The sequence below is a fragment of the Pseudoxanthomonas daejeonensis genome (genome assembly GCF_010093205.1).
Taxonomy (GTDB): domain Bacteria; phylum Pseudomonadota; class Gammaproteobacteria; order Xanthomonadales; family Xanthomonadaceae; genus Pseudoxanthomonas; species Pseudoxanthomonas daejeonensis.
Genome location: NZ_PDWN01000006.1, coordinates 20,814 through 33,976, shown reverse-complemented (window position 1 = coordinate 33,976; position 13,163 = coordinate 20,814). Strand labels below are relative to the sequence as shown.

Genomic DNA, 13,163 nt, shown 5'->3' with positions numbered 1-13,163 from the left:
CGCTCAGGGTACCTGCTCGAGCCGGCGCGATGCGGCGTCAGGTGCAAGCATGCGACGCCAGTCCCCTCAGCGCCTTGTCCCGAGCACGCCATCCAGCGCCAGCTGTGCCTTGAAACCCGCCTTCTCCAGGCGCTTCTGCACTTCGCGCGGCACGTCGCGGCCGCTGGTGAGCTTGTTGGGGCTGCCGGTGTAGTGGAACAGCCGGCCTTCACGACGCAGCACCCGCGCGAGCTGGTCGTAGAAGGCCTGCGAGTAGAGTTCGCCGGCGATGCCGAAACGCGGCGGATCGTGGAGGACCGCGTCGACCGAGCCATCTGCCATCGCCGTGACCGCCTGCGAAACGTCGGCATGCACCAGCTGCAGGCGACCTCCGCTTGCGGGATCTTCCGGATCTGGCGACCAGGGATTGAGCGTGCGCAGCCACAGCACGCTTTCGTTCTTCTCGAACGAATGGATGCGGGCGACGCCGGCCTCCAGGCAGCACGCGGCGAAGTACCCCAGTCCGCCGCAGGTATCGAGCACCACCTTGCCGGCCGGCTGGACCAGGGCGACCTTGCGCCGCGCGTCGTCGATCGGCGACTCCTTCGAGGTCGGCAGCATCTTGATGCCGTCGATCTCGAAAGTAGGAGCGCCCCACTCGGTGGGCACCAGCTTGATCAGCGAGCCGGCGTATCGCGACACCGGCGACCAGGCCTCGCCGTCGAACCGGTAGATCGTGCGGTCCTTCAGGCGTTCCGGATACGGGTAGCGCGCGTCCTGCCACTGCCAGTGATCGATCGCCAGCGAAGCCTGTCCCTGGCTTCGGCCCAGGTCCAAAGAGCCACTCCAGCCGGGCAGGCCCTGGCGGTGCGCGGCGAGGAGCGCATCGGCGGTGTCGCGGGTCAGCAGCGGGCCGGGGCTTGGGGACACGGGATGGGAGGCGGTCGGGCGGGGCGGGCATCGTAACCGACGGGTTCCGGTTCCGGTCGGGCAGGCGGGCCGAAGGTGCGGTGCTGGCGTGGCCGTCGGTTCGCTATCGGAGTCGCGGAGGACAGCCAAGAAACACGCAAAAATGGCCGCTTTATAGTTGTTTCGCGTTGCACGACCCGGCCCGATGAACGGTCGCTGCCACGCGTCGGCCCGCAAGTAGCATCCACCTCCTGCCACTTCCGGCAGCTCTTGGGGATGCCTTCATGAAGCACGTTCTTCTGGCCGCCTCCGTCGCGGTCGCAATCTGCGCCTTGCCCGCATGCAAGCGCAACGCGGACGACACCGCTGCCACTCCGGCCGCCGCCCAACCCGAAGCCATCGCCGCCACGCCCGCTGCCGCGCCCGCTGCCGCGCCAGCGGCGGCACCGGCCGTGGACCTGGAGGCGCTGGCGCGCCGCGTGGTCACCCAGAGCGCCGGGGTCACCGATGGCGAAGCGGTGCTGATCACCGGTCGTCCGCAGGACGCGGAGCTGATGGAGGACCTCGCGGTCGAGGTGGCCAGGGTGGGTGGCTACCCGATGATCGAGTACAGCAGCGATCGACTGTCCAGGCGCCTGTTCTTCGACGTTCCCGACAAGTACGACGCCCGCGAGGATGCGCTGGTCGGAAAGCTGACCGAGATCTTCGACGTGGTCATCAGCCTCGGCAACGGCACCAGCGAAACCCTGTTCGAAGGCGCCGACCCGAAGCGGATGGCGGCGCGAAGCAAGGCCAACGAGGGCATCGGGCAGGCGATGTTCAAGAACGGCGTGCGGATGGTCGAACTCGGGAACAACTTCTATCCCACCGCCGCACGCGCGGAGCGCTTCGGCATGAGCGAAGAAGCGCTGGCGAAGATGTTCTGGGACGGCGTGAGCATGGACTACACCGAACTGCAGGCGAAGGGCGAGAAGATCCGCGCGGCGCTGGCATCGGGCAGCGAAGTGCACGTGACCAATCCGAACGGCACCGACCTGACCTTCCGCATCCAGGGCCGCAAGGTCGGCGTCAGCGACGGCATCATCTCGGAGGAGGACCGCAAGCAGGGAGGGTCGGCCCTGTCGGTCTACCTGCCCGCGGGTGACGTGTTCACCACGCCGGTACCGGGCAGCGCCCAGGGAACGCTGGTGGATTCCGGTTCCAGCTTCCGTGGCAAGAAGATCGACCGGCTGAGCCTGGCCATCGCCGATGGCAAGGTCACGGCGATGGAAGGCTCCGGCCCCGGCTATGCCGACCTGAAGGCCGCGTACGACGCGATGGACGACGCGCGCAAGAACGAACTGTCGTTCTTCAACCTGGGCATCAATCCGAACATCAAGCTGGGTGCCGGCAGCACGGCGGGCAGCTGGATGCCGGCCGGTGCGGTCACCGTCGGCACCGGGTCCAATGCCTGGGCCGGCGGCGACAACTACTCCAACGCGGGCCAGACCGTGTTCCTGCCGGGCAGCACCGTGACCCTGGATGGCAAGCCGATCGTGGAGAACGGCGAGCTGAAGCTGCAGTAGCGCAACGGCCCGCAATGCGCGGCTGTCTATCGGGGCAGTCGCGCAGGGTGCGTTCCGCGTCATGCTCGCGGAAAGGCGGTCCTCCCGGGCCGCGATCGGGTTCGATTTCCGGTCGCGTGTCCGCTGCAATGCCGGTGATCGCCGGTACCGTTCCGTCGGCCATCGCGTCCGGCCCGGAGACCCTGCCGCCGGCGACCCTGCGGGTGCCCGGGCGACCCGGTGTCACGCCGCACGTGGTCGCGCCAGGTTGTGACTTCCGTCGATGGACAGCGTTTCCGGCGCTTGCCAACATCACCCCGGGGATCCAGACGGGGGATGGGGATGTCGCACCGCAACAGGCTGGCCGGCGTGCTGTTCGCCGGTGTTTTCTCGTGGGCCGGTGTAGCCGCGGCCGCCGGACAGGGCAAGGTCGACCTGGCGCCCTACCTGAAGCAGGACCAGTACGAGCGGGTCAAGATTTCGCCCGATGGCGCGTACTTCGCAGTGACCGTGCCTCTGGAGGATCGCACCGTGCTGGCGATCATCCGCCGTTCGGACATGGTGCCCACGACCAAGATCATGGGCGGCGAAAACTCCGTGGTGGACGACTTCTGGTGGGCCAACAACGAGCGTGTCGTCGTGTCGATGGCAGGAAAGTACGGCTCGCGCGACAGGCCCTACACCCGCGGCGAACTGCATGCGGTCAATGCCGATGGCAAGAACAGCAAGTTGCTGGCCAGTCCGTACGGCGTCGATGACACGCCCGGCAACTCATTCACCTACCGGACCGAGTTCGAGCGCGCGGTCTTCATGCAGGGCACCCTGCGCGACGAGCCGAACAAGGTGCTGGTGTCGGCCATGGCGGTGAACACCAGCGACCCGTACGTGCGCATCGAGAAGCTGGATATCTACACCCTCAAGCGGGACGTGCTGGCTTCGGCGCCGGTTCGCCGCGCCGACTTCGTCGCCGATCTGAAGGGCCAGGTGCGCTTCGCGGTGGGCGCCGACACGGACAACGTTTCCAGGCTGTACTACCGCGAAGGAAGTGGCGGGAAGTGGCAGTTGGTCAACGACGAGAATGTCACGAAACGCCAGGAGTACCCGCTGGGTCTCAATGCAGAGGGTACGCTGGCCTACCTCCAGGCCGAACGCAGCGAGGGGCCGGATGCGATCGTCAGCTGGAATCCGGCCACCGGTGAGTACCGCGAGGTGCTGCGCGACGCGGTGGCCGATCCGTACCGCATCCTCTACGACCTCGATGGACAGACGCCGATCGGTGCGTCGTACATGACCGATCGAGTGCGCAACCGGTTCTTCGACGACGACCATCCGACCGCCCGCCTGTACCGCGGCCTGGAGAAGGCGTTCCGTGGCGACTCCATCCGCATGACTTCGGCCACGGCCGATGGTGGCGAGGTGCTGCTGTACGTATGGAGCGACCGCAACAACGGTGACTATTTCCTGTTCAACACCCGGACCAAGCGCGCCGACCGCGTGTTCAGCCGACGTGAGTGGTTCATCCCGGATGCGATGCCCGCGACGCGTTACGTCAGCTTCAAGGCGCGCGACGGACTGCCGCTGCACGGCTATCTGACGGAGCCGCGCGGCCAGGCGCCGGGGCCGCGACCGCTGGTACTGCTCCCGCATGGCGGGCCGTTCGGCGTCTTCGATGGATGGGAGTTCGACGACGATGCCCAGATCCTCGCCGCCGCCGGCTACGCGGTGCTGAGGGTGAACTATCGCGGTTCGGGCAATTACGGACGCCAGTACATGCAGGCCGGAAACCAGGAATGGGGCGGCCGCATGCAGGACGACCTGACCGACGCTACCCGCTGGGCGGTGCGCGAGGGAATCGCCGATGGCTCGAAGATGTGCATCTACGGCGCCAGCTACGGCGGCTATGCCGCGCTGATGGGTGCGGCCCGGGAGCCGGATCTGTACCGGTGCGCGGTCGGCTATGTCGGCGTCTACGACTTGCCGATGATGCATCGCGATGCGTCCAGCCGCAGCCGTTCCGGGCGGACCTGGGCACTGGAATGGATGGGCGACCGTGCCGCGCTGGCCGGCAGATCCCCGGTCAACCTCGCCGACCGGATCAAGGTGCCGGTGTTCCTTGCCGCCGGCGGCAAGGACGAGCGTGCCCCTGTCGAGCACACGCGGCAGATGGAGAAGGCGCTGAAGAAGGCCGGGGTACCGGTGGAGACGCTGTACTACCCCAACGAGGGCCATGGCTTCTACACCGAGGAACACCGTCGCGAGTACTACACGCGGCTGCTGGCATTCCTGGCACCGCACCTGGGCGGCGCGGTAGCCGAGTAGGGCAACGTGCGGGCAGCGGGAGTGCCCGCTGCCGCTATGCGCCCCAGACCGTCCCGGCGAAGCGCAGGAAGTTCAATCCGAGCACCTTGTCGATCCGCGCCTCGGACCAGCCCTTGGCCTGCAGCAGCCGGGCCAGCGTGTGGAACTGGTCCGGGCCGCGCAGGTCGAGCACGAATGGATAGGTATCGGGGCGCTCGCCGGCGGCGCTGATGCCGGCGGCGCGGCGCGCGGCGATTTCGCGCGCCAGCGTGTCCCGGTAGGCGACCATGTCGTCGATCTGGCTGACGGTGCCGTCGGTGCCGATGCCGACGTGGTCCTCGCCGCAGGTCTTCACCGCATGCTCGAGGTGGGCGACCACGTGCTCGGCGCGCGCGTGCCCGGACAGGTCCAGGAACGGCATGAAATAGATGCCGACTAAGCCGCCGCGCTCGGCGACCAGGCGCAGCTCGGCATCGGTCTTGTTGCGCGGCAGGTCGGCGATCGCGCGGCAGCCGGTGTGGTTGATCGACACCGGTGCGGACGACAGGCGCGCCGCTTCCAGGCAGGTGCGCTCGCCGCTGTGCGACAGGTCGACCATCGCACGGCGCTCGTTCAGGCGCGCGACCACCTCGCGGCCGAACGGACTCAGTCCGCGGTTGCCGGGCGCCATCGCGCCATCGCCGAGCTGGTTGGCCGGGTTGTAGGTCAACTGGAAGACGCGCACGCCCAGGTCGGTGAAGATGTCGATCCGCTCCAGGTCGTCGCCGAGCATGGCGCCGTTCTGGAAGCCGTAGATCAGACCGATGCGTCCATCGGCATGGGCGCGGCGGATATCGGCCGCCGTGAGGACCTTGAGCACGTCGGCCGCGTGCGCGCGGACCAGTGCGTCGGTCGCCGCGATGTCGCGCACGCTGGCCTGGAACGGATCCTCGCCACCGGCCACGTAGCCCAGGGTCACGTTGACTGCGGTCAGGCCGGACGCGCGCGCCTCGGCGAGTACGCGCGGCGTGAGCTGCGGGACCAGCGTGTCATCGGGCAGGTTGGGATCGCCCAGTCCTCCCAGCGCGTTGACGACGATCCGCTGCGGCGGCGCGGCGGCACGCACGGCGGCCGGAAGCGAGGCGACGGCGGCGGCGCAGGCCGCGCCGGTGAGGAAGGTGCGTCGGTCGAAGGTCATCGTGGCCTGGCGGAAGGGAGTGTGGCCGCGGCGGCGCGAACCGGCCGCGCGGAGCGGGCCTCGGGCCCGCCGGCGCAGGATACAGCGCACGGATGCAGCGGCATCCGGCGTGAGGCCGCCTTCATGCCTTCCCGCCTACCCTGCCGTATCCCTGGTCACCCGGGCCGCTGGCTGCCAGTTACCCGTGCTGCCGCCCGTACTCGTGCAGGTAGGTCGATGAAATTGGACAGCGGTATTTTGGCGGAACCACGCCACGCAGCTTCCAACTCCGGTCACCGTCGTCGAACGGAAGGGGCGCTGCTTGCGATCGGGATGCTTCCCGCATGACGGACCGCGCACGGCAGCGCGGTCCATCGACGTCCCGGATCGCGATCCGGGCTCAAGAAAACCGTGGCGCGACCGAATGTACAAAGGAAGGACGCCCGCCGCCCGGATGCGACCGATGAGCCGAAACCCTCCGGCGCGACCGGGTCCGGAAGCCCGCCACTCGAGGATCCGCATGCCGTTCCACGATCACATGCCCGCCGCGCCGGAGGTGTCCCATGGCGGAGGGCTGCGGGCGTCCGTGGCCTGGGCGATGCTGGTGCTGGGGGTGGGGCTGCTGTTCACCGCGGAGATGGCGCGTCGCGAATGGCTGGACGCGCGTGGCCGCGCCCAGGTGATGCAGCAGTCGCTGGCCGATGCCGCCCAGGCGCGGGTGCTGGTGCCGCTGGACACCGGCGCGCAGGCGTTGCGGGCGATGCAGACGGTATTCCTGTCCAACGACCGCATGGACCAGCAGACCTTCGCCGAATACCAGTCCAACCTGCGCGCGCAGGAGCGCGTGCCCGGGTTCGTGGCCAGCGCGTTCGCCCGCCTCGGTACGCAGTCCGCGGCGCGGGCCGAGTACCGCTACGAACTGGTCTCGCCATTGCATGGCAACGGGATGCTGGTGGGCCTGGACATCGCCAGCCAGCCGCAGAACCTGGCCGCCCTGCACCGGGCGCGCGATGCCGACATGCCGTCGATCTCCGCGCCGTTCCGGCTGCTGCAGTTCCCGGATGCCGATGCCGCCGCCGCCCGCGGCATGACAGTGCGCCTGCCGGTCTATTCGCAGGGCCCCCGGCCGGTCACCCCGGAGCAACGCCGCTTGCGCGAGATCGGCGCACTGGCGATCAGCCTGAGGCTGGAGCCCATGCTGCGGCAGGCGCTGCAGGGCCGGATCCTCGAGCACATGCATGTGGCGATCACCGACCTGGATGCGCCGCCCGACCAGGCGACGGTGTTCGCATCGGGCGTACTGCCCGAGGGTGCCGCCCCGCAGCGGCGGCAGGTGGAATTCGGTGGCCGTCGCTGGGAGCTGCAGCTGTGGCCGCGCAGCACCGTGGTCGAAACCGGCGGGATCTGGCGCGTGGTCGCCGCCGGGACCATCATCAGCATGCTGTTGGCCCTGCTGATGCTTTCGCAGGCCACGACCTATCGCCGCGCGCTGGAGCTGGGCCGGCGCATGTCCGCGCGTTTCGGCGAGAGCGAGGCGCGCTTCCGCGTGCTCAACGAACTGCTGCCGGCGCTGGTACTGCTTGCCGATGGCCGCGATGGCCGCATCGTCTACGCCAACCAGGCCGCGCGCAATCACCTGGGCGCGGTGCTGGACACGCCGCTGGTGTCCCTGTTCGCCAATCCTTTGCTCGGCGGCCAGGCGATGGCCGAGGCCACCGCCGGTGGCAGCTGGGCCAGCCAGGAGGCGATGGTGGTGACCGCCGGTGGCGAGGCGTTCTGGGCCAGTGCGTCGCTTGCGCAGGTCGAAGTCGATGGTGCGCCCTACCTGCTGATGGTCGCCACCGATACCAGCGAGCAACGCGAGCTGACCGAACGGCTGCGCTACCAGGCCGCGCACGACGGCCTGACCGAACTGTGCAACCGGCGCGAGTTCGAACGGCGCCTGCAGGAGGCGCTGGCGCGGCGCCAGGGCGATGCGGACATGGCGCCATTCGCGCTGCTGTACATCGACCTCGACCAGTTCAAGCTGATCAACGACGTGTCCGGGCACATGGCCGGCGACCAGCTGCTGGTCCAGCTGGTCCACGCGTTGCGCGCGCACCTGCGCCCGGGCGACCTGCTGGCGCGGCTGGGTGGCGACGAGTTCGGCCTGCTCGCCTTCGACATCGACGAGGACCAGGCGCAGGAGCTGGCCGAGCGCATGCGCCAGTGCATCGAAGGGGTGATGTTCGTCTGGCAGGACCGGACCTACACGGTGAGCGCCAGCATCGGCATGGTCATGGTCGACCGCGACGGCTGCACGCTCAAGGACCTGCTGGCGTGGGCCGACAGTGCGTGCTATCAGGCCAAGGAGGGCGGCCGCAACCGGGTGTGTTCCTATCGCGAGGACGAGGACACCACCCGCCGCCGCAGCGAGATGGAATGGGCCAACCGGCTGCGCTGGGCGCTGGAGCAGGACCGCCTGCTGCTGGACTACCAGGAAGTCGTGCCGCTGCTGCCGTCGCCGGAAAACCCGGTCCACATCGAACTGCTGCTGCGCCTGCGCGAGGAGGACGGCACGGTGTTCCTGCCCGGCGCCTTCATCCCGGCGGCCGAGCGCTACGGACTGATGCCGCTGGTGGACCGCTGGGTGATCCGCACTGCGTTGGCGAATTTCACCCGGCTGCACGCGTGCGGCGGCGAGCTGCGCACCTGCGCGATCAACCTGTCCGGTGCCAGCATCGAGGACGACGGCCTGGCCGACTTCATTCTCGACACCATCTACGAATTCGGGGTGCCCGCGGCGGGGATCTGCCTGGAGATCACCGAGACGGTGGCCGTGCGCAACCTGCTGCGGGTAGTGCGGGTGATCGAGCGCCTGCGCGCGGTGGGTTGCCGGATCGCGCTGGACGACTTCGGCGCCGGCATGTCCTCTTTCGGCTACCTGAAGAACCTGCCCGTGGACGTGATCAAGATCGACGGCAGCTTCGTCCGCGACCTGGGCAGCGATCCGATGAGCCGGGCGATCGTCAATGCGATCGCCCAGATCGGCCAGCAGCGCGGGCTCAAGGTGGTCGCCGAGTGGGTGGACAGCGAGCGCACCCTGGCGACGCTGCGCGAGCTGGGGGTGGACTACGGCCAAGGCTTCGTCCTGCACCGGCCGGAGCGGGTGCTGTTCCAGCGCCCCGGCGGAATCCGCATGCCGTCCGCTGGCCTGGGCTAGCGCGGCTCCCGTGCGCCGAGCAGGTCCTGCGCGGCGTGGACCAGGAACAGGTATTTGGCCCCGAGGTCGATCACGTATTCGTTCTCGCCCCACAGGAACGGCCAGTCTTCCTTGTTCTCGGGGAAATCGGGCTTGAGCACGAGCACGCCGGGCACCACGCCGCCGGCGATGAAGGAGAAGTCGGCGCGGTTGTTGCCGTAGGCGACCTGCTTGGAGCGCGCGCCCACCGCCGAGACGAATGACAGGTTGGAGTCGGGGTGCGTTCCGTAGAGGTAGTTCAGGCCCTGCAGCGTGTCCTCGATGTCGAACAGCTCGGGGAAGGCGCGGTGCAGCCAGTAGTTGGTGGTGGCCATGCCGACCACCGCGCTGTTGCCGGCCCATCCGCCGCGGGTGATCGGTACGCCGTAGGGGTTTTCGTCCACGAACGCCTTGCGCTCCTCCTTGAACTTCACCGCGCGCTCGCGGAACTTCGCCGTGAACGCCGCATCCATCTTCGGCAGCACGGGCACCACCGTGCCGGCGTTGAAGGCGAAGCGCGCATCGATCGCCGGCCACGACGCGGCGATGGCCTTGGCGTACTTCGCATCACCGGTGGCCAGCAGCAGTTGCACGGCCGCCCGCAGCTGTTCGTCCTGCGGGTCGCCGCCGGTGGTGTTGCCGACCCGGAACAGGTTCGGCTCGCGCCCCTGCTCGAACTCCCACACCTTCTTCGCCGTGGCCAGGCTCTCGGCCGCCAACGCGCTGTTGTGGTCGCGCAGGGCGCGGCTGGCCGCGGCCAGGCCGGCGGCCGAGCCGTAGTTGAGCGCGGTGGTATTGCTGGTGAAGGCCAGCCGGTCGTCGTGCGGCGAATCCGGGTCGGACGGGTCGTCGACCTTGCCGTCGGTCTTGGTCACCGCGTCGCCCAGGTGCGTGTACTGGCCCAGGTCCGGCTCGACGATGCCGGGGATGGCATGTCCGAACACGCGGTGCTGGGCGATCAGCATCAGCGTGCCGTGCTCGATCTGCTGCAGCAGGTCGGGGACGCCGTCGGGCTGGTGGATCTCCACGTGCCCGCGCTTCTGGTCGATCGTGGTCTCGTCGCGCAGCGGGCGCGCCAGTTCCCAGGTGTCGACCAGCGACATCACGGTGGAATAGTGGGTCTGGGTACGCAGGTCGAAGTCGCCGGCGTCGAACCAGCCGCCGATCGCCAGGCCGGGGATGTGCTCGCCCGGCTGGAACGGCGAATCCAGGTCCGGGCCCTGGCCGTACAGGTCGAAATGCTCGCGGCCGGGTGCGACCTGGCGCGCGTCGTCCATGTGCGAACGGCCATGCCAGACCCGGTAGGCCTCGTTGACCGACATGTGGTCCATCTGCACCGGGAAGAACACGTCCAGGGTCGGGTGCCAGGCCGTGGCGTAGGCGTCGTCGGCGATGCGGAAGGCGGCGGTGCGCTGGCCATCGGCTTCGATCTGGTACAGGCCCGGTTCGCGCGCGGTGGAAAAATCGAAGGTGTAGTAGTCGTAGCGCAGGTACGGGCCCCAGCGTTGCGGCGCCGACGCCAGCACTTCGCGGGTGGTGCCGTCCGCTTCCACGCGCAACAGCCGCGCACGATCCGGAGGCGATGCGTTGCGGTCGTGTTCGAGGACGGCCACCTTGCGCTGTGCCGGGTGGTAGCCGACCTGCGAATGACCGATCACGGTCGGCCGGGTCCAGCCGGGCTCGGTGCCCGCGGCCAGCGACCACTCCAGCACCGTACCGGTCTTGCCGCTGGGCAGCAGCGAGCGCACCACGTACCAGCCGTTCTGGGCCTGGTTGCGGCCGTCGTACAGGCGCAGCTGCGCGCCGGGCGAATCGATGGCGACACGGCGCTGCGGATCCTCCGGGGCCAGGGTCAGCTGGTGACCTTGGGCCATCGGCAGGCGCACCGTCGCGCCGTCCCTGTCACGGCCGCTCGGGCCGGCGGGGTACAGCGGCAACTGCCCGCTGCCGTCGTCCATCAGCCAGGACTTTCCGAAGTAGGCCGAGGGCAGGAATTCGAGGTTGAATCCGGCCTTGCCGGCGAGCGACCGGGGCAATGGCCGGTCGAGCAGCACCTGGATCACGACGCCGTCGCCGCGTGGCGCCACGCGCACCGAGTACTCGAAATCCTCCGCGTCGAAGCGCATGCGCGTGGTGACCGTGCCGCTCTTCGCGTCGACGGTGCGTTCGAGCAGCGTGGCAGCCGCGTCCCACTGCTCGGGCGTGGGCGCCAGGCGCACGTCGCCATTGGTCGCGGTGCGCACCCCATGGTGGATCAGCTCGATGCCGGCGATCTTGGCGTCGCTGAAGTTGCCGTCGTAGGTGTTGCTGAAGGCCAGGACGTCCAGGCCCGGCGTGGTGAAGTAACCCGCGTCGCCCAGTCGTGGCCCGGAGGCGGCCACGGCGGTCAGTGCCGTGGCCAAGGCACTCGCCAGCAGCGCAATGCGGGTGCAGGTGGTACGCCGTGCGGCTCGGTTCATCGGATCCCCCTCGTGAGTGTTAACGCTAACACTCGGGGCGCAGCGGTCCAGCTGCGCTGCAGCAAGAAGCTCGCGCGCGACGTTTCCAGGCGCTACTACGATCGCCCCGGTGCCTGCGGCGGTAACTGGAGTGGCGTCCTCGCGCCCGTCCGGTGCGCGCCCGCCAGCTCAGTCGCGGTCCGGCGCGCCGAGCGGGAAATAGGAGCGGAAGGGGCGTGCCTCGTCGACCGCGCGCGCGAACGCGGGCCAGGCTAGCAAGCGGGCGCGATAGGCATGCACGAGGCCAAGCCCGTGCGGAATTGGGTAGGTCCAGTCCGCATAGAACAGGAACGGGGCTGCGCCGCAGTCCGCCAGGCTCGGGGTATCGCCGGTCGCCCAGCATCGGCCATCGGCCAGGTGGCGCTCCAGCCAGACGTAAGCGATGTCGAGCATGCGCGTCGCTTCGCCGACACCGTATGCATCGCGATCGGCTGCCGGCCTGATCGCATCGAACACGAGCTTCTGCTGCGGGGTGGAGACGTAGTTGTCGAAGAACCGGTCGAGCATGCGCACCTGCACGGCCGCGAGCGGATCGTCCGGCAGCAGCCGTACCGGGCCGGGATGGCGCACGTGCAGGTACTCGATGATCGCCGTCGCCTCGATCACCGGCTGCGTGCCGGCTTCGGCTGCGCTGTCGACCAGGACGGGGAAGCGTTTCATCGGCCACAGCGTTTCCAGCGCCTGCTGGTGCGCGGGATCTTCGAGGTTGCGGTACTCGAATGCGATGCCGTTCGCGTACAGGGCGATGAGCGCCTTCTGGGAGTAGGACGAGAACGGATGGGCGTAGAGGGCGAGGGTCATGGCTCGGCTCGTGGGCAGGTTTCTGATGGACGACGAAGGGGCCTCCGGCGGATCGACAGTCGCCGCGGTCAGTCCGCGGCGAATCCAGGATCGGCGCGCAGTGCCTGCACGTAGCCGACCAGCTGCGGGAAGAACGCGTCGAAGCCCGCGGCGATCCGCGCTTCGTGCCGGCGCAGGTCGTCCAGGCAGGCGACCAGGCGCTCGCCATTGCGCGACAGGCGGGTGGCGATGCGGGTCACGGCCAGGTCGACGCTGTCGCGGTCGCGGTACGAACCCAGCCAGTCGTGCGCGGCGATGCGCGGGGCGATGGCCTCCAGGCGCGGCGGCAGGTCGTCCAGCCGCGCCAGCAGGTAGCGGTAGAAGCGCGAGGTGAAGGCGTCCAGCGGCGTGTCGCTGTAGCGCGACCAGTCGCGGGCCAGGCAATGGTCGTAGTACACGTCCAGGGCGATGCCGGCATAGCGGCGAAGGTCACCGGCGAACAGGCCGCGTGCCTCGACCACCAGCGGGTGGTCGTCGGTGTAGCGGTCGACCCGGCGATGGACCAGGATCTCGCTCCGCACCACCGGGCTGTAATCCTGCAGCGCGGCGCGGCCGAACACGAAGTCGCCCAGCAACGCGCCGAGCATGGCTTCCGGGTCGGGTCGGGCAAGGTAGAGGTGGGCCAGGTAGTTCATCGCGCAAAGGTGCGGACGCCGGCACGCCGCCGGCGATGCGGCCAGTGTGTCACGCCGCCATGGACCGCCGTCATCGCGCGCCGC

The 13,163-nt window shown here is 69.0% G+C and carries 8 protein-coding genes; 3 read left to right on the top strand and 5 right to left on the bottom strand.

Annotated elements, in window-relative coordinates; translation table 11 throughout:
• Nucleotides 1–66: 66 nt before the first annotated feature.
• A complete protein-coding gene (locus CSC65_RS07355) occupies nucleotides 67–909 on the bottom strand; it encodes a class I SAM-dependent methyltransferase (protein ID WP_162409913.1) in 843 nt (280 codons plus the stop codon).
• Nucleotides 910–1,172: 263 nt separating this feature from the next.
• Between CSC65_RS07355 and CSC65_RS07350 the strand changes: the two genes are divergently transcribed.
• Nucleotides 1,173–2,453: an aminopeptidase gene (locus CSC65_RS07350; protein WP_162409912.1), complete on the top strand. Its 1,281-nt coding sequence runs from the start codon at nucleotides 1,173–1,175 to the stop codon at nucleotides 2,451–2,453.
• 321 nt (nucleotides 2,454–2,774) lie between these two features.
• The gene (locus CSC65_RS07345; protein WP_162409911.1) at nucleotides 2,775–4,751 is read left to right on the top strand and encodes an alpha/beta hydrolase family protein; all 1,977 of its coding nucleotides are present in this window, start codon (nucleotides 2,775–2,777) and stop codon (nucleotides 4,749–4,751) included.
• A 34-nt stretch (nucleotides 4,752–4,785) separates the two neighbouring features.
• Here CSC65_RS07345 and CSC65_RS07340 read toward each other — a convergent pair whose 3' ends face one another.
• Nucleotides 4,786–5,907 (bottom strand): dipeptidase, encoded by a 1,122-nt coding sequence (locus tag CSC65_RS07340; RefSeq protein WP_162409910.1) that lies wholly within the window; start codon nucleotides 5,905–5,907, stop codon nucleotides 4,786–4,788.
• 499 nt (nucleotides 5,908–6,406) lie between these two features.
• Between CSC65_RS07340 and CSC65_RS07335 the strand changes: the two genes are divergently transcribed.
• Nucleotides 6,407–9,088 (top strand): bifunctional diguanylate cyclase/phosphodiesterase, encoded by a 2,682-nt coding sequence (locus CSC65_RS07335; protein WP_162409909.1) that lies wholly within the window; start codon nucleotides 6,407–6,409, stop codon nucleotides 9,086–9,088.
• On the opposite strand, the gene CSC65_RS07330 is transcribed toward CSC65_RS07335, so the two are convergent.
• The 3 genes from CSC65_RS07330 to CSC65_RS07320 form a co-directional block, all read right to left on the bottom strand.
• Complete coding sequence (locus CSC65_RS07330; RefSeq protein WP_162409908.1) at nucleotides 9,085–11,565, bottom strand: glycoside hydrolase family 9 protein; 2,481 nt, start codon at nucleotides 11,563–11,565, stop codon at nucleotides 9,085–9,087. The two genes, CSC65_RS07335 and CSC65_RS07330, sit on opposite strands and share 4 nt — an antisense overlap.
• A gap of 168 nt (nucleotides 11,566–11,733) precedes the next feature.
• Nucleotides 11,734–12,405 (bottom strand): glutathione S-transferase family protein, encoded by a 672-nt coding sequence (locus tag CSC65_RS07325; RefSeq protein WP_162409907.1) that lies wholly within the window; start codon nucleotides 12,403–12,405, stop codon nucleotides 11,734–11,736.
• Nucleotides 12,406–12,473: 68 nt separating this feature from the next.
• Entirely contained in the window at nucleotides 12,474–13,079 is a 606-nt protein-coding gene (locus CSC65_RS07320; protein ID WP_162409906.1) for an acyl carrier protein phosphodiesterase, read from the bottom strand.
• Between the last annotated feature and the right edge of the window lie 84 nt (nucleotides 13,080–13,163).